Origin of the sequence: Pseudomonas sp. URMO17WK12:I11, assembly GCF_007677725.1 — a bacterium.
In the GTDB taxonomy this organism is placed as follows: Bacteria; Pseudomonadota; Gammaproteobacteria; order Pseudomonadales; family Pseudomonadaceae; genus Aquipseudomonas.
The window spans coordinates 44218-61573 of record NZ_VEDF01000001.1 but is presented as its reverse complement, the minus strand read 5'-3'; the positions used below and the strand labels follow the sequence as shown (position 1 = coordinate 61573).

Sequence of the window (17356 nt, the reverse complement as noted above, 5' to 3'; positions counted from 1 at the left end):
CAATCCTCTTAAGTAATAACGCGCGGCACTTTACCAGTTTCCACGCTACAAAGGCGCTTTTCCGTCGAACGTGGCGCATGTAGGGTGCGCTTGGGGCATAATGCGCTCTATATTTCGTACTGGGGTGATCATCTCTTACAGCCCCAATGTCATTTTCCCTCGTCCGTAGGGCATCCAATTCTTATGATCAAAAAGCTCCGCCCCCTCGTTCTCGCCAGCCTGTTGCTACCGCTGGCCATGGCCAGCCACGCGGCCCCCGTCAACACCAGCCTGCCGCCGAAGGTTCAGCAGGCATTGAAGGCCAACAAGCTGCAGGACAACGCCCTGTCGCTGGTGATGCTGCCACTCAACGGCCCGGGTACCGCGACGGTGTTCAATGCCGATGTATCGGTCAACCCTGCCTCGACCATGAAGCTTGTCACCACCTACGCCGCGCTCGAACTGCTGGGGCCGACGTTCCAGTGGAAAACCGAGTTCTACACCGATGGCACCCTGAGCAACGGTGTCCTCAATGGCAACCTCTACCTCAAGGGCGGCGGCGACCCCAAGCTGAACATGGAAAAGCTCTGGCTGCTGATGCGTGATTTGCGCGCCAACGGCGTACGCACCGTGACCGGCGACCTGGTGCTGGACCGCAGCCATTTCGTGCAGCCCAACCTGCCCCAGTTCAACGACGACGGCGGTGACGTCAACAAGCCGTTCCTGGTCAAACCCGACTCACTGATGGTCAACCTCAAGGCCCTGCGCTTCGTCACCCGCAACGACGGCGGCAAGGTCACCGTGGCGGTCGAGCCGCCGATCGCCAGCATTCGTGTCGATAACCAGGTCAAAGCCGTGGCGTCCAAGCAATGCAGCGGCGATGTGCGCTACAACCCGGTGCCGCAAGCCGATGGCGTCACCGTCACAGTCACAGGCCAGCTTGGCGACGGCTGCAACTCGCAGACCTACTTGTCGCTGCTCGACCACCCGACCTACGCCGCCGGCGCAGTGCGCGCAATCTGGAACGAGCTGGGCGGCAGCATTCAGGGCCGTGACGGTATCGAGAACGTTCCAAAAGGCACGCGCCTGCTGGCCCGGGCATTCTCCCCAGACTTGGTCGAAGTGATCCGCGACATCAACAAATACAGCAACAACACCATGGCCCAGCAGTTGTTCCTGAGCCTTGGCGCGCAGTTCCGTACCGACGCCGACGGCGACGATGCCCGCGCGGCCCAGCGGGTAGTGCGCCAGTGGCTGGCCAAGAAAGGCATCACGGCACCGCATCTGGTAATGGAAAATGGCTCCGGCCTGTCGCGCGCCGAACGGGTCAGCACCCGCGAGATGGCAGCGATGCTGCAAGCGGCGTGGAACAGCAAGTACTCCGCCGAATTCATCAGTTCGATGCCGCTGGTGGGCATGGACGGCACCATGCGCAAGCGGCTCAAGCGCACTGCCATGACCGGTGAAGGGCACATCAAGACCGGCACCCTCAACACCGTGCGCGCCATTGCAGGTTTCAGCCGCGACAGCAACGGCAACACCTGGGCGGTGGCGGCGATTCTCAACGATCCCAAGCCCTGGGGCGCCGGCCAGGTGCTCGATCAGGTGCTGCTGGAGCTGTATCGCCAGCCGAAGCTGAACAACGGTGCCACCGCAGCCGCGCAATGAACCGGGGCTAGCCGACAGCGGCCCTTGAATGCGCGGCGATCGCGCACACAAGCCCGCTCAGCTCAGCTCCGCCTCGACTCGGTCGCGCCCGGCTTGCTTGGCGGCGTACACGCCGGCATCGGCGCGCAGCAGCAGCGCATCGGCGCCCTCCCCTGGGCGCCAGCCGGCCACGCCGAAACTGGCGGTGACCTCGCCGACACCTTCTATCGGAACGCCGCGTACGCTCTGCCACAGTTCCATGGCCAACAGCCGCGCCTGTTCGGCGCTGCTGCCGGGACACAACACCATGAATTCCTCGCCGCCCAAGCGGCAGAACACATCGGTGCGGCGCAGTCGCTGGGTGATACGTTCACACAAGCGGCGCAGCACCAGGTCACCGGCAGCATGACCATACTGGTCGTTGATGCGCTTGAAGTGGTCGATATCGAACATGATCACCGCCAGATCCTGCGTATCGCGCTGGGCGCGGTCGAGTTCGACCTTCAGCCGCTCCTGGAAATAGCGGCGGTTATGGATGCCGGTCAGCGCATCGGTCACCGACAACGCGCGAAGCTCCTCCTCGACATCCTTCAGATCGGTGATATCGGTCAAGTAGCCGTGCCAGAGCGTGCAGCCGTTCTCGCCAAGCTCCGGTGTGGCTTCGCCGCGTACCCAACGCAAGCCGGCACGCGGCAGGCATACGCGATACTCCTCGCGCCAGGGCGTGAGGTGCTCGGCTGAATAGCGTATCGAACGCTGGACCTGTTCCAGGTCATCGGGATGAATCCGCTCCGAGACCACCGCAGCATCCTCGCGCAGCCGCTGCAGGTCGATCTCGTAGATGTCGTACAGCCCGGCGCTGGCGTAGGGGAAACAGACATGCCCGTCGGCGTCGAGCTGGTACTGATAGATGCCGCCCGGCACCTCGGCACTGAGTTTCTCCAGCAAGCGATCACGCAGGGCGAGCGCTTCGAGGACGCGGCGACGCTCGGTTACATCGATGCAGATCGCCAGGTAGCCGACCCACAGCCCTTGCTCATCGATGACCGCAGTCACCAGCATATTGGCCAGCAACTGCGTGCCGTCGCGGCGCACCAGGGTCCACTCGCTAGGCTCGCCACCGCTGCGCTGGATATTTTCGGCGAACATCGCCTGGCCGGCGGCGATGGTGCAGCCGAAGCGCTCGCTCAGGGCGCGGGCGCGCAGACTGAGCTCATCGGGCAGCAGCAACTGCTCGAGCTTCAGCTGCCCGATCGCTTCGCTGGCCGTATAGCCCAACATGCGCTCGGCACCGGCATTGAAGGTGCTGACCACGCCCTTGAGGTTGGTCGCGATGATCGCGACCTGCGTGGCGGCATCCAGCACGCTGCGCAGCTGCCCGTGGGTTTCACGCAGCGAATGTTCGCTGACGCGCAACTGCCGGGTGCGTTGTTCGACCAGGGTCATGGCCCGCTGGCGCTGGCTGAACAGACTGTACAGCAGCACGCTCAACAGCAGGCTCAAGAGCCCGCCAAGCAGGCCGACGCTCAGCGCCGCCGTGGACCGGTTGGCCTGCACGAATGCCTGGCTTGGGCGAATATCGACTTGATACTGATGGTCAGCCAGGTGCAGCAACTGACTGCTGAGCATGGGCAGCGGCGCAATGGGGTTGCCTGAATCGAACAGGACTTCCCCGCCTTGAGCGCCGCTCGGGTCGGTGATGCGCACCACCAGGTTGTCATTGGCCGGGATGGGCAGGTCTTCGGTGACCAGTTGGCGCATGTTGAGCAGGCCCATGACATACCCGCTTGGCGTCTGCGCCACTGGGGTCGCAGGGAATACCGGAGCGACCATTAAAAGTCCACGTACATGCAGCGGCGCGACATCCAGCAGATCGATTGGCACCGACACGGCCATGCTACCCGGACGTTGTGCCCGCTGCAGCGTCTGCTCGCGGGCCGACTGGCTGCGCATGTCCAGGCCAAAGGGTTGCAGCTGCGCCGCATCACCTTGGGCGTACAGTACCGGGTAGTAGTGGTCGCGCGCAGTGGCAGGTCGCCAGTGCCCGGCGTCGTCGAGCTCTCGGATCTGGTAGGGCTGGCCCAGCCAGGCACTGGCCTGGCGCTCGAAATCGCCTCGCTGCGCCGCCTCGACCCGCGGCGCCCAGGAATAGGCCTGGGTGCGCTGCAGTAACGGCCGTGCGTAGCCATCGAATTCCGCTGGGGTGATTTCGCTGGAGAAAGTAAAGAAGCGCCGCAAGCCGTCCAGGCGTTGCTCCTGATCGCCGAAGCGTTCGGCGATCCGGCTATGGCGTTCGCTGGCCAGCAACTCGAAGCGCTGGCGCAGCTGTTGTTTGTAAAACGCCTGCGCAGCCATGGCCAAGGCCGCCGACAACAGGGCGCCGGCAACCAGCGCCACCAGCGCCACTGCCCAGGCAGCCATCGTCTCGCTGCAGAAACCCAACACCTTCGCACGCACGCCCCACTTCGACATAGATCAATCTCGTCACGTCAGCGTCCTGCGAATTCTCGGGCCCTGAGCTCAGTTATAGCTATTGGCCATTAGCCCCGCAATGCGCCTCGTCCAATCAGCGCAGCTGCAGGCGCCAGGCACGGTGGATACGGTTGTTGCGCGCGAAGTCCGGATCCAGGGTCTGCGCGCTGATTTCCTCCACCGCATAGCGCGTGCTGATGTGTTCATCGAGCTGGAACTTGCGGAAATTGTTGGAGAAGTACAGCACCCCGCCCGGCGCCAGACGCGCCATGGCCAGGTCGAGCAGCTGGACATGGTCGCGCTGCACATCGAACACGCCTTCCATGCGCTTGGAGTTGGAGAAGGTCGGTGGGTCGATGAAAATCATGTCGTAGCTGTCGCGATGCGCTTCCAGCCAGGCCATCACATCACCCTGCTCCAGGCGATTGCGCTCGGAGAACCCGTTCAGCGCCAAGTTGCGCCGCGCCCAGTCCAGGTAGGTTTTCGACAAGTCGACGCTGGTGGTGCTGCGCGCCCCGCCCTTGGCCGCATGCACGGTGGCCGTGGCGGTGTAGCAGAACAGGTTGAGGAAACGCTTGCCGGCAGCTTCGCGCTGGATACGCATACGCATCGGGCGGTGGTCGAGGAACAGGCCAGTATCGAGGTAGTCGGTGAGGTTGACCAACAGCTTGACGCCGCCTTCGCTGACTTCCTGGAAGCGCCCTTCAGTGGCCTGGCGCTCATACTGGCGGGTACCGCTCTGACGCTCGCGGCGCTTGAGCACCACGCGCTGCGGGTCGATGTTCAAGGCCTGGGGAATGGCCGCCAGGGCATCGAGCAGGCGTGCCTGGGCCTTGTCCGGGTCGATGGATCGCGGCGCAGCATATTCCTGTACGTGGACCCAGTCCTGGTACAGGTCGACCGCCAGGGCATATTCTGGCATGTCGGCATCGTACAGACGGTAGCAGCTGACCTGCTCGCGGCGCGCCCATTTGCCCAATTGCTTGAGGTTCTTCTGCAGGCGGTTGGCGAACATCTGTGCGCCTTCGGAAAGACGTGCCGGCTCGCTGGCCGGCGCGCCCTGTGGACGCTGCTGTGCGTGGTCGCCCTGGTTTTCGCGGCGCTCGCCGGTCACGAACTGGTCGGGCTGCACCTTGAACAGCAACAGCTTGCACGGCAAGGCGCCGTTCCAGAAGGCATATTGCTTGTGGCTGCGAATGCCCATGCGCTTGCCCAGCTCCGGGGCACCGGTGAACACCGCAGCCTCCCAGCCCATGCACGCCTGGCGCAGGCGCTCACCGAGGTTCTGGTAGAGGTACAGCAGGCTGGCTTCATCACCCAGACGCTCGCCGTAGGGCGGGTTGCTGATCACCAGGCCCTTCTGGTTCTGGTCCGGACGCGGCTCGAAGCTGGCCACCTCACCCTGGTAGATCTTGATCCAGTCGGCAAGGCCGGCACGTTCGACGTTGTTGCGCCCTGGCTGGATCAGCCGCGGGTCGGCTTCGTAGCCACGGATCCACAGCGGCGGCTTGGCCAGGCCCGCTTGGGCGCGGGCTTGGGCCTCCTCGAAAACCTTGCGCCAGGTGGCTGGCACGTGGCCCAACCAGGCAGTGAAACCCCACCGCTCACGCTTGAGGTTGGGCGCGATGTCGGCGGCGATCATCGCCGCCTCCACCAGGAACGTACCCACGCCGCACATCGGGTCCGCCAGCGCCCCGCCCTGCGCGGCCATGCGTGGCCAGCCGGCGCGGATCAGCACCGCCGCCGCCAGGTTTTCCTTGAGCGGCGCGGCACCTTGCTGCAGGCGGTAACCGCGCTGGTGCAGGCTGTGGCCGGACAGGTCGAGGGAGAGGATCGCCTCACCGCGATCCAGGCGCAGGTGCACGCGCACATCCGGGTCGATCTTTTCTACCGAAGGACGCAGGCCTTCGCGGTTGCGCAACTTGTCGACGATGGCGTCCTTGACCTTGAGCGCACCGAAGTGGGTGTTGTCGATGCCCGAGCCATGACCACTGAACTCCACGGCCAGGGTACCGTCGGCGGCGAGGTGATCCGCCCAATCGAGGGCGTGTACACCATCGTACAGATCGTCGGCGTTTTTCATGGCGAAGCGCTTTAGCACCAGCAACACGCGGTTGGCCAGACGCGACCACAAGCACAGGCGGTAAGCGGTTTCCATATCGGCGACGCCGCGAATGGCCGAGGTGTGCTCGCGTACATCGTCGAGGCCCAGGCCCCGGGCTTCATCAGCGAGCAGGCCTTCCAGGCCTTTGGGGCAGGTAAGGTAGAGTTCGAAACGGTCCGACATGAGTATTCCAGCGCCTTTGGCTTAAAGAGGTGACCAGGCGACGCATCGCCTGACCGATGTTTGCCCGAATGCCCTTTCAACAAGCATTCGAGTGGCTCTGCCTGTGCGTTGAGCAGCAGCAGAGCCGGGCCACCTGATCCATCCGCCGTTTGCCAGGGGGCAAAAACAGCTTAGATCATCAGGCAGTACCAATAATTTCTCGCAGCGACGGTGACAGCGTGACCCTTCGTCGCATTACCTGATATTTCTGCTAGGTAGCACCGACGCTGGCAAAATGACGCCAAGGATCGGCAAACCCCTGTGACAGCGGGACTATCGGTTAATAAGGTTGAGTCGCATTTATTTACTTATCCCCTCACCCTTGGAAAGGTTACGTGCTTATGACAAAACGATCATTCACAGGGTCACTTGCTTTGGTTAGAACTGGGCTCAGGCCGCTTCGCAACGAAACGGCACTTTCAGCCCGCCACGCCGGCAGCGGGCGCTACAACCGGCAGAAAGACTCTGCCCGGCCTCGGAGAGGTCGACGGGACATTACAGTCAACAAGTGAGGGCAACACCCTATGAGAAGACTTAAGCGTGATCCGTTGGAAAGAGCATATTCACGTGGCTACCAATACGGGGTAACCGGCAAATCCCGAGAACTGTGCCCTTTCAATCTTCCTTCTGTTCGCCAAGCCTGGATCAACGGCTGGCGAGAGGGTCGCGGTGATAACTGGGATGGCATGACAGGCACCGCGGGCATCCATAGACTCAACGAAAATCACGCCGTTGGCTGAACGAGGACACTGAATTCGAGTCACCATGCGCGCCCTATCCGGGCGGCGGGCTGCGGCCCAAGGGCCCCTTTTCAGGGGCCCTTTTTATTGCCGCGCTCAGGCCCTTGGCATTGCCGCGATGGCATCCACCGCCTCACGAATCAGCGCCGGCCCCTTGTAGATGAAACCTGAATAGATCTGCACCAGGCTGGCCCCTGCGGCGATTTTCTCAGCAGCGTGGCGACCCTCGGTGATGCCGCCAGCGGCGATGATCGGCAGCTTGCCCGCCAGCTCTGCAGCCAGCACCCTGACGATATGGGTGCTCTTCTGCAATACCGGCGCCCCCGACAGCCCACCGGCCTCCCCGCCCTGTTCCAGCGCTTCGACGCCTTCACGGCCCAGCGTGGTGTTGGTGGCGATAACCGCATCCATTCCCGAGGCCAGCAACGCGCTGGCGACGAGGGCGGTTTCCTCATCGCTCATGTCCGGCGCGATCTTGATCGCCAGCGGCACCCGCTTGCCATGGCTGACAGCCAGTTGCTCGCGGCGCTCGGCCAAGGCGTCGAGCAGCTGCTTGAGTGAGTCACCGAACTGCAGGCTGCGCAGCCCAGGCGTATTCGGCGAGCTGACATTGACGGTGACATAACTGGCGTCACCGTAGACCTTGTCCAGGCAGATCAGGTAGTCGTCGACGGCGCGCTCGACAGGCGTGTCGAAATTCTTGCCGATATTGATCCCCAGCACCCCGGCGTAACGCGCGGCGCGCACGCGCTCGAGCAGGTGATCGACACCGAGGTTGTTGAAACCCATGCGGTTGATGATCGCCGTAGCCTCGGGCAGGCGGAACAGCCGCGGTTTGGGGTTACCCGGCTGCGCACGAGGGGTCACGGTGCCGATTTCGACGAAGCCGAAGCCCAGCTGAGCGAAGCCATCGATCGCCGTGCCGTTCTTGTCCAGACCTGCCGCCAGCCCTACTGGGTTGGCGAAATTCAAACCCATGACCGTCACCGGCAGCGCAGCCGGCTGCTTGCAAAGCTTGCCGTTGAGACCCAGGCGGCCACCGGCACCGATCAGGTCCAGCGACAGGTCATGGGAGGTTTCCGGGGAAAGCTTGAACAGCAGCTGGCGGGCCAGGGTATACATGGGCGGGCAAGGCTCGGGGCAAGTGAGGCAGCGATTATAGCCAGCACGCGTGCACCATGACAGGGGCTTGGCACATCGGTTGCTACTTCCCTGGCAAAAGCCGATGGATTGCGAGGCCAGACTTACGTGAACACTGCACCACTTGCCTGGGTCAACGGCAGCGACGCGCCAGAGAAACCCAGCCTGGAGATCGGCTTCATGGCGTTGAGCGACTGCGCCTCGGTGGTGGTTGCGGCCACCCAAGGTTTTGCCCAACAGCACGGGCTGACGCTGAACCTCAGGCGCCAGGGGTCATGGGCCAGTCTGCGCGACAAGCTGGCCAGCGGTGAGCTGGATGCCGCCCATTGTCTATACGGATTGGTCTATGCCGTACACCTGGGTATTGGCGGCGTACCGGCACGCGAGATGGCGGTGCTGATGGGACTGAACCAGAATGCCCAGGCCATCAACTTGTCGCCCGCACTGCAGCGCCAGGGCGTGACCAGCCCTGGCGCATTGGCTAGACGCGTGCACCAGAGCGGCGCACGCCTGACCTTTGCCCAAACCTTCCCCACCGGCACCCACGCCATGTGGCTCTACTATTGGCTGGCCAGCCACGGCATCCATCCGTTGCACGACGTGCACAGCGTAGTGGTGCCGCCTGCGCAGATGGCTGCTCACCTCGAAGCCGGGCGCATCGATGGCTTTTGCGTTGGAGAACCGTGGGCGGGCGCCGCCGTGAGTCGCGGCCAGGGCTTCACCCTGGCGACCAGTCAATCGGTATGGCCAGATCACCCGGAAAAGGTACTGGGCTGCGCACGCGCCTTCATCGAGCAATACCCCAACAGCGCACGGGCGCTGATCAAGGCAATCCTGGCGGCCAGTCGGTTCATCGAACAAACCCCGCAGAATCGCCAAAGCACCGCCCGCTTGTTGAGCGGCGATGCTTACCTCGACATGCCGCTAGACACGGTCGAGCCACGCCTGCACGGCGATTATCAAGATGGCCTGGGCAACCGCTGGCATGACGCCCATCCCTTGCGCCTGCACGATGATGGCCGCGCCAACCTGCCGTACCTGTCCGATGGCATGTGGTTCATGACCCAGTTCCGCCGCTGGGGCCTGCTGCGCGACGACCCCGACTATGTGGCCGTGGCCGGTCAGGTGCAGCAACTGCAGCTCTACCGCGAGGCCGCCAGCGCCGTGGCGGTGCCCTGCCCTGCCCAGGCCATGCGCAGCAGTGTGCTGATCGATGGCAGCCACTGGGATGGCAGCGATCCGTTCGCCTATGCCCGCAGCTTCCGCCTTCACGCCATGAGCGACACGGGCGCTGCGCAGATCAGCCTATGAGGAGCCTGGCGATGCTGCGAATCCTGCTGATCGACGATACCCGGAATAAACTCGGTCGCCTCAAGGCGGCTTTGTGCCAGGCTGGCTTCGAGGTCATCGAAGCCCCCGAGCTGACCATCGACCTGCCCGCCTGCGTCGAAACAGTGCATCCGGATGTGGTGCTGATCGATACCGACTCCCCAGACCGCGATGTCATGGAACACGTGGTGCTGGTGAGCCGCGACCAACCGCGACCGATCGTGCTGTTCACCGACGAGCACGACCCGGCGATGATGCGCCAGGCCATCCAGGCCGGGGTCAGTGCCTATATCGTCGAGGGCATCCAGGCGGCGCGCCTGCAGCCGATCCTCGATGTCGCCATGGCCCGTTTCGAGAGCGACCAGGCGCTCAAGGCCCAGTTGCTGGCCCGTGATCAGCAACTGGCCGAACGCAAGCGCATCGAGCAGGCCAAGGGCTTGCTGATGAGAATGAAAGAGTGCAATGAGGAGCAAGCCTACACCTTGATGCGGCGTCAGGCCATGAGCCGCCAACAGAAGCTGATCCAAGTAGCCGAGCAGATCATTGCCATGCACGAAATGCTCGGCTGATCGGCCGGACACTGCCCAGGCAGGCGAGTTGGCCCGGCTCTTGCTGAACATATACCACTGGTAGCCAACGGCGGTTGCCGCCAAGCCCCCCCGACAAAGACGTCGCTCACCCTCCACGCCAGTGGCCCGGGTAGCGGCGTCTTTTCGTTTCCGTTGCAGTAACCAGTGAGGTGTTCAATGAGTGACAGTTTCTGGAAATCCGGACATGTGCCGACACTGTTCGCAGCGTTTTTATATTTCGACCTGAGCTTCATGGTCTGGTACCTGCTGGGGCCGCTGGCGGTACAGATCGCCGTTGACCTGGAACTCAGCGCCCAGCAACGCGGACTGATGGTGGCGACGCCTATTCTCGCCGGTGCCGTCCTGCGTCTGGTCATGGGCGTGCTGGTCGATCGGCTGTCACCGAAAACCGCCGGCCTGATCGGCCAGGTGATCGTCATCGTGGCGCTGACTGGCGCATGGTACCTGGGCATACAGACGTACCAACACGCCCTGCTGCTGGGCGTATGCCTGGGCGTGGCCGGCGCCTCGTTCGCGGTGTCGCTGCCGCTTGCCTCGCAATGGTACCCACCCCAGCATCAGGGCAAGGCGATGGGCATCGCGGGCGCCGGCAATTCCGGCACCGTGTTCGCCGCCTTGCTGGCGCCGCTGCTGGCCGCAGCGTATGGCTGGAACAACGTGTTCGGCCTGGCGGTGATTCCTTTACTGGTGGCCCTGGCTGTTTTCGCCCTGCTTGCGCGTAATGCGCCGCAACGGCCCAAGCCGAAGGCGGCAGCCGACTACTTAAAAGCCCTGGGCGACCGCGACAGCTGGTGGTTCATGTTTTTCTACAGCGTGACCTTCGGCGGCTTCATCGGCCTGGCCAGCGCGCTGCCCGGCTATTTCAGCGACCAGTACGCGCTGAGCCCGGTAACCGCGGGTTACTACACCGCTGCCTGTGTCTTCGCCGGCAGCTTGATGCGCCCGTTGGGCGGTGCGTTGGCCGATCGCTTTGGCGGGATCCGCACCTTGCTCGGGATGTACGCCGTGGCAGCCGTGTGCATCGCGGCGGTGGGATTCAACCTGCCCAGCGCCGCGGCGGCCCTGGCCTTGTTCGTCAGCGCCATGCTCGGCCTTGGCGCTGGCAATGGCGCCGTGTTCCAACTGGTGCCGCAGCGTTTTCGCCAGGAGATCGGCGTGATGACCGGGCTGATCGGCATGGCCGGCGGCATCGGTGGCTTTCTGCTGGCAGCGGGGCTCGGCGCCATCAAGCAGCACAGCGGTGACTACCAGCTAGGCCTGTGGCTGTTCGCCAGCCTTGGACTGCTGGCCTGGTTTGGCCTGCATGGCGTCAAGCAGCGCTGGCGCACTACCTGGGGCTCGGCTGCGATCACCGCGGCGCGTGTCTGAGCTAGCCCCATGCCCCTGCAACTGACTTTCGCCCAGGCCAGTGCCACCGGGCCTCGCCCTGAGAACCAGGACGCCCTGCGCCTGGTCACCCCGGCGCCTGAACTGGCCGCCAGCAAAGGCTACCTGCTCGCGCTCGCCGACGGCGTCAGTCAGTGCGCCGACGGCGGCCTGGCGGCGCGCGCAAGCTTGCAGGCGCTGGCCTTGGACTACTACGCCACCCCCGCCACCTGGGGCGTGGCGCAAGCGTTGGACCGTCTGTTGCTGGCGCAGAACCGCTGGCTGCGCGCCCAGGGCGGCCAGCCCTTGCTGACCACCCTCAGCGCGCTGGTGCTGCGCGGGCGACGCTTCACCCTGGCCCATGTCGGCGACTGCCGCGCCTACCGTTGGCACGCGCAACGGCTGCAGTGCCTGAGCACCGATCATGTCTGGGACCAGCCGGGTATGCAGCATGTGCTCAAGCGCGCATTAGGCCTGGACGAGCATCTGCTGGTCGACTACCTGGACGGCGAGCTGCAGGCCGGCGAATGCTACCTGCTGCTCAGCGACGGCGTCTGGGCGAGCCTGGGCGACCGGCACATCCAGGCCATCCTGCGCGATCAGCCCGACCTGCAGGTGGCCGCCGATACGCTGGTGGCCAGCGCTCACTTGAGCGGCAGCCAGGACAACGCCAGCGCCGTGCTGGTGCGCATCGACCAGCTCGGCGCGTCGGACCTCGCAGATTCGCTGGTGCAGGTGCAACAATGGCCGCTGCCCGGTGCCCTGCGCGAGGGTCAGCTCATCGATGGTTGGCGGGTCGAGCGGCGCCTGGCTCACAGCCGGCAATCACTGCTCTACCGCGTGCACGATGCGCAGGGCCGCCCATGGCTGATGAAAACGTTGCCAAGCGCACGCGAGCAGGAGCCGGGCGCCGCGCAAGGGCTGCTGTTGGAGGAGTGGTTTCTACGCCGCGTGGCAGGCCGGCATTTTCCTGAAGTGCATGCCGCCAGCCAACGACAACACCTGTATTACGTGATGTGCGAGCACCCCGGCAGGACGCTTGCCGAGCATTTCGCCGCACATGGGCCCCTGCCTGTGGGGCAGTGGCTGGAGGTGGCGCGCCAGCTGCTGCAAGCGGTTGGCGTATTACACCGGCGCAACGTGCTGCACCGCGACATCAAGCCAGACAACCTGCACCTGGGTGACGATGGGCAAGTGCGCTTGCTGGACTTTGGCCTGGCCTACTGCCCCGGCCTGTCCGAAGCGGGTGGGCAGCCATTGTCCGGTACGCCGTCCTTCATCGCCCCGGAAGCATTCGAAGGTCAGCCACCTTCGCCTCGCCAAGATTTGTACGCGGCCGGTGTGACGCTCTATCACTTGCTCACTGGGCATTACCCCTACGGCGAAGTCGAAGCCTTCCAGCGCCCGCGCTTCACCCAGGCACATAACCCGGCACGCTATCGTCCCGACTTGCCCGAATGGCTGCAGCACAACCTGCTGCAAGCGGTGGCGGCGAATCCAGCGCTGCGTTTTGAAACCGCCGAGCAATGGTTGCTGCTGCTTGAACGCGGGGAACGTCAGGAACTACCGGGCCGCCCTCGGCCTTTGCTGGAACGCGAGCCGTTAAGGGTGTGGCGCACGGTAGCGCTGGTATCACTGCTGATCAATCTGCTGCTGCTGATCGTTTGAGGTGATGGCCAAACCGGTACAGGCTAAATTGCAGGCAAAGAAAAACCCGGCCGGAGCCGGGTTTTTCTGTGGAAGCTTTAAACCAAATTACTTGGCTTGGGCTTCGACCTGAGCTTCAACGCGACGGTTGACAGCACGGCCTTCTTCAGTGGCGTTGTCGGCAACTGGACGGGTTTCGCCGTAGCCAACCGAGTCAACACGGCTCGATTCTACGCCGTACTGCTGGGTCAGCACCTGCTTGACAGCGTTGGCACGACGCTCGGACAGCTTCTGGTTGTAAGCGTCTGGACCTACGGAGTCAGTGTGACCTTCAACCACGGTGGTGGTTTGTGGGTACTGCTTCATGAAGTCAGCCAGGTTCTTGATGTCGCCGTAGCTGTTAGGCTTGACGACCGACTTGTCGAAGTCGAACTTGACGTCCAGCTCAACGCGAACGACTTCGGCAACAGCCGGGCAGCCATCAGCGTCAACAGTTACGTTGGCTGGGGTGTCTGGGCACTTGTCGACGTTGTCGCACACGCCATCGTTGTCGGAGTCGGAGCAAACTTCAGCAACTGGAGCTGGAGCAGGAGCTGGTGCTTTGCCACCGCTACCACCGAAGTTCAGACCAACACCCACGCTTGGACCCCACTCGGTCTGGTGGCTGTCGATGTTGTACATGGCTTCAACGCCGGCACGGGCGAAGAACATGTCGGTGATGTACCACTTGGCGCCAGCGCCGATGTTGGCGAAGGTGGAGTGGTCACGGCCGCTACGAGTGGCCTGACCCAGGCTCTCGTGAGCGAAACCAGCCGAAACGTACGGACGCAGAGCGTCGCCAACGGTACCGAAGTGGTAGGTGGCGTCCAGCTTGGCCTTGGAACCTTTGATGTCTTTGTTGAAGACTTCGCCACGAGCGTTGTGGGTCTCGTTGTAGCCCAGGTCCAGGGAAACGTCGTCAGTCAGGAAGTAACCGAGGCGAACACCAGGGTTGGTGCCGTCGTTCTTGAAGTTACGGTTGCTGTCGTAGTACTGCTTGGTGACGTTGCCTTCGATTTCGACCGCGCCTTGGCCTTGAGCCAGAACGCCGAACGAAGTAGCAGCGACGAGCGAGCCAATGGCCAGGCCCAAGGTGTTTTTCAGTTTCATCCGTTAAATCCCCATCTGGTGATAGTTAAGCAGTCCCACCAAATCCTGGGGGACAACTCGACGGCAAGTCTAGCAGAACTCACCGATCCGTTAGAGATATTTGCAAGGGACTAAGTTTCATCCAAACCTGCAAATTTCTCGCGAAGCTTGTCTAACGCACGCTTGTAACGCATTTTCGTTGCGCTCAGGCCCATGTGCATGATATCGGCGATTTCCTGGAATTCTAGTTCTGCGACGAAACGCAACACCAGAATCTCCCGATCGATCGGGTTCACATGCACAAGCCACCTGTCCAGCCCGCCTTTCTCCTCCGGTTTCGGTGCCTTGTCTTCGGACGCCTCTTCAATAGGGTCCAGACTCAAGGCATCCATCAGCCGGCGTTTACGACGCTCCTTGCGATACTGCGTGATGCACTCGTTGTAGGTGATGCTGTAAAGCCAGGTCTTGAACTTGGACTTACCCTCGAAGTTCTTCAGGCCATACAGCACCTTCAGCATCACTTCCTGACAGACATCGTCAGCGTCGCGGTCGTTCCCTAAATAACGTGCACAGACGTTGAACAGGGTCCGTTGGTAGCGCCGCATGAGTTCCTCATAGGCGCGGGTCACGTGGTACAGCTCCTCATGCGAACGCGCCACCAACTCCTCGTCGGTGAGTTCGCGGGGGTCGTAACGCATGGGCGGCGAATGCACTTTATTCAAAACGGATCTGGCCGACAGTCAGGTCAATGTCGCCGCTCAGCCCCCTCGGGGCCGATTTCGCGGCGGCATACATTAACAGCTTTGTGCGGTTAGCGGCTATCGACGCGCTGCTCGAGGAGCACGCGGTTGGACAGCGAAACCAACTCGCCCGCGTCGGTCAACAGCGTCGTCTTGACCGTACCGATTTCCTCGATCATGCCCTCGACCTCGCCAACACGCACCTGCTGGCCGACCTGATACAGCTCGCGCACATAGATGCCCGCCAGAATCTGCCCGGCCAATTCGCGACTGCCAAGGCCCATGGCAAGCGCAACGGCCAGACCAACGGTAATCAAGCCGATCACGATCACATGGTTGAGCAGGTCGGTCTTGACCTCGAGCTGACTGATGGCCACCGAGATACTGATGATGATCACCAGACCTTGGGTGATGCGCCCCAGCCCTGCCGAATACTCCAGGCCAATGCCTTCTGCCGCGCCGCGCACCAGGCCGTTGGCGACCTGCGCCAACAAGACGCCGGCCAGCAGCACCAGCGCCGCGCCGAACACCTTCGGCAGGTAGAGCGCCAGCATGTCGAGGGTGGCCGAGACCCGTTCCAGACCCAGCGACTCAGCGGCAGAAACCAGGAAGATCAACAGCACGAACCAGTAGACGATCTTGCCGATCAGGGTCGAGATCGGCACCTGGATGCCGACCCGGCCGAGCATCTTGGTCAAACCGGTGCCCGCCATCAGGCGGTCCAGGCCAAATTTGGCCAGCAGCTTGGACAACAGGGTATCGAGCAGCTTGGCCACGACGAAACCGAGCAGCACCACGACCAAGGCGCCGAACAGGTTGGGGATGAAGTTGGCTACCTTGGTCCATAGGGCGGTCATGGCGGTGACCAGGCTCTGGGTCCAGAGATCGAGTTCCATATTCAATCGGCCTTATCTGCTTTGCTGCCGCTGGCAGCGTTGCGGGGGGAATGTCGGCGCACCGGCGCAACATGCGCCGAGCCATTGTTCACGGCGATCAGCAACGCCTGGCTCCAGCGGCCAAGCAGGCTGAACAGATCGCCGACGCCAACCTGGCGGTTGGCCGTTTTCAGCACGCGACCCAGGCATGCGGCATCGTCTCGATCCTCACCGGACGGCGACGCCTTGAGCAGGTCACGCAAAGATTCTTCGAACGGATCGTGCATGGGCACCTCACGCAGTGTCAGTCAGAGACGAGGTGGCCGAGCAATCGGTCACACTCTGCAGCGCCGTCTTCATACCCAGCGCAGCCGCCTGAACATCCACCATTGCCCGACCGCCAGCGCCAGCACGATCAGGCAGGCGACCAGAAAGCCATACGGGCTGCTCGCACCGGGGATACCGCCGACATTGATGCCAAGCAACCCGGTGACAAAGCTCATCGGCAGGAAGATGCAGGTAATGATGCCGAACCGATACATGGTGCGGTTCATGCGCTCGCTGCGGCGGCGGTCTTCGCTCTCGAGCACCAACGCCGCGCGCTCACGGGCCAGCTCGAGCTCTTCGAGGTAGCGGATCAGGCTGTTGTTCAGCTCGTTCCAGTAGTCGGCGTCGGCGTCGCAGAACCAGCTCCATTTGCTGCGCGACAATTGCGCATAGATGTCGCGCTGCGGGGCCAGAAAACGCCGCAAGCCGGCAGCCCGGCGGCGGATCTGCTGCAAGCTGCCCTGCTCGGGGGTATAGCGCTCGTCGGACTCGACCTTTTCTTCTTCGAGGTCGACCCACTCGGCCAGATCGCTGACCAGCCCCTGAACCTTCTCGGTGAGCAACTCGCCCATCAGCAACAACAGCTCGGACGCCGACTTGGGCCCTCGGCCCTCCTCCAGCTGCTGCAAGATCTCGTCACTGGCCCGCAACGGCCGCAGGCGCAGCGAAATGACCCGCTGCGCCTGCGCGTGAATGCGCACCGAGACCATGTCTTCGGGTTCGGCGCCGGGGTTGAGGTTGACCCCGCGCAAAAACAGCAACAATTGCTCGCCCGCCTGAGGCAGCAGGCGTGGCCGGGTGTTTTCCTCCAACAGCAGGTCGCAGGCGAATTCACTCAGGCCACTTTGCTGCAACAGCCAGCTGCGCGTCTGTGGGTGGCTACGATCCCAATGCAGCCAGAGGCTTTCATGGGGTTGCAGGTGCAAATCGGCCAGCGCGGTCCTGGCGAGCGGACGCGCGCCGCCTTGGCCATCGAGCACCAGGGCATGCACCAGCCCCCACTGCGCGTTGTCTTCCTCTAACATCAACACTCCATCAGCGCATGCGGCGC

At 63.1% G+C, this 17356-nt stretch carries 14 protein-coding genes; 6 read left to right on the top strand and 8 right to left on the bottom strand.

The window, feature by feature from the left end:
• The first annotated feature begins 183 nt into the window (after positions 1 to 183).
• On the top strand, positions 184 to 1647 hold the full coding sequence (gene dacB, locus FS665_RS00245) for a D-alanyl-D-alanine carboxypeptidase/D-alanyl-D-alanine-endopeptidase (RefSeq protein ID WP_145181602.1): 1464 nt from the start codon (positions 184 to 186) through the stop codon (positions 1645 to 1647).
• A gap of 57 nt (positions 1648 to 1704) precedes the next feature.
• Here dacB and FS665_RS00240 read toward each other — a convergent pair whose 3' ends face one another.
• Positions 1705 to 4098 carry a diguanylate cyclase gene (locus FS665_RS00240; RefSeq protein WP_145181600.1) on the bottom strand — a complete coding sequence of 798 codons (2394 nt, stop codon included), beginning with the start codon at positions 4096 to 4098 and terminating at the stop codon, positions 1705 to 1707.
• Between the two features lie 94 nt (positions 4099 to 4192).
• Positions 4193 to 6385, bottom strand: coding sequence for a bifunctional 23S rRNA (guanine(2069)-N(7))-methyltransferase RlmK/23S rRNA (guanine(2445)-N(2))-methyltransferase RlmL (gene rlmKL / locus FS665_RS00235; RefSeq protein ID WP_145181598.1), 2193 nt, complete (start codon positions 6383 to 6385; stop codon positions 4193 to 4195).
• A gap of 563 nt (positions 6386 to 6948) precedes the next feature.
• On the opposite strand from rlmKL, the gene rmf reads away from it, so the two are divergent.
• Positions 6949 to 7164 (top strand): ribosome modulation factor, encoded by a 216-nt coding sequence (gene rmf, locus FS665_RS00230; RefSeq protein ID WP_003248687.1) that lies wholly within the window; start codon positions 6949 to 6951, stop codon positions 7162 to 7164.
• 96 nt (positions 7165 to 7260) lie between these two features.
• Here rmf and FS665_RS00225 read toward each other — a convergent pair whose 3' ends face one another.
• Positions 7261 to 8286: a quinone-dependent dihydroorotate dehydrogenase gene (locus FS665_RS00225; protein ID WP_145181596.1), complete on the bottom strand. Its 1026-nt coding sequence runs from the start codon at positions 8284 to 8286 to the stop codon at positions 7261 to 7263.
• 126 nt (positions 8287 to 8412) lie between these two features.
• Here FS665_RS00225 and FS665_RS00220 point away from each other — a divergent pair, with 126 nt between their 5' ends.
• The 4 genes from FS665_RS00220 (at position 8413) to FS665_RS00205 (ending at position 13256) form a co-directional block, all read left to right on the top strand.
• The gene (locus FS665_RS00220; RefSeq protein ID WP_145181594.1) at positions 8413 to 9615 is read left to right on the top strand and encodes a CmpA/NrtA family ABC transporter substrate-binding protein; all 1203 of its coding nucleotides are present in this window, start codon (positions 8413 to 8415) and stop codon (positions 9613 to 9615) included.
• 11 nt (positions 9616 to 9626) lie between these two features.
• Positions 9627 to 10202, top strand: coding sequence for an ANTAR domain-containing response regulator (locus FS665_RS00215; protein WP_145181592.1), 576 nt, complete (start codon positions 9627 to 9629; stop codon positions 10200 to 10202).
• Between the two features lie 177 nt (positions 10203 to 10379).
• Positions 10380 to 11591 (top strand): NarK/NasA family nitrate transporter, encoded by a 1212-nt coding sequence (locus tag FS665_RS00210; protein ID WP_145181590.1) that lies wholly within the window; start codon positions 10380 to 10382, stop codon positions 11589 to 11591.
• Positions 11592 to 11600: 9 nt separating this feature from the next.
• Positions 11601 to 13256: a bifunctional protein-serine/threonine kinase/phosphatase gene (locus FS665_RS00205; protein WP_145181588.1), complete on the top strand. Its 1656-nt coding sequence runs from the start codon at positions 11601 to 11603 to the stop codon at positions 13254 to 13256.
• Positions 13257 to 13343: 87 nt separating this feature from the next.
• Here FS665_RS00205 and FS665_RS00200 read toward each other — a convergent pair whose 3' ends face one another.
• The 5 genes from FS665_RS00200 to FS665_RS00180 all read right to left on the bottom strand — a co-directional run bounded on the left by FS665_RS00200 (position 13344) and on the right by FS665_RS00180 (position 17330).
• Positions 13344 to 14384, bottom strand: coding sequence for an OmpA family protein (locus tag FS665_RS00200; protein WP_145181586.1), 1041 nt, complete (start codon positions 14382 to 14384; stop codon positions 13344 to 13346).
• Between the two features lie 110 nt (positions 14385 to 14494).
• A complete protein-coding gene (sigX, locus tag FS665_RS00195; protein ID WP_145181585.1) occupies positions 14495 to 15061 on the bottom strand; it encodes an RNA polymerase sigma factor SigX in 567 nt (188 codons plus the stop codon).
• Positions 15062 to 15174: 113 nt separating this feature from the next.
• Positions 15175 to 15999, bottom strand: coding sequence for a mechanosensitive ion channel domain-containing protein (locus tag FS665_RS00190; protein ID WP_145181583.1), 825 nt, complete (start codon positions 15997 to 15999; stop codon positions 15175 to 15177).
• Between the two features lie 2 nt (positions 16000 to 16001).
• A complete protein-coding gene (locus FS665_RS00185; protein ID WP_145181581.1) occupies positions 16002 to 16265 on the bottom strand; it encodes a CrfX protein in 264 nt (87 codons plus the stop codon).
• A 69-nt stretch (positions 16266 to 16334) separates the two neighbouring features.
• Entirely contained in the window at positions 16335 to 17330 is a 996-nt protein-coding gene (locus FS665_RS00180; RefSeq protein WP_145181579.1) for a zinc transporter ZntB, read from the bottom strand.
• Positions 17331 to 17356 lie beyond the last annotated feature (26 nt).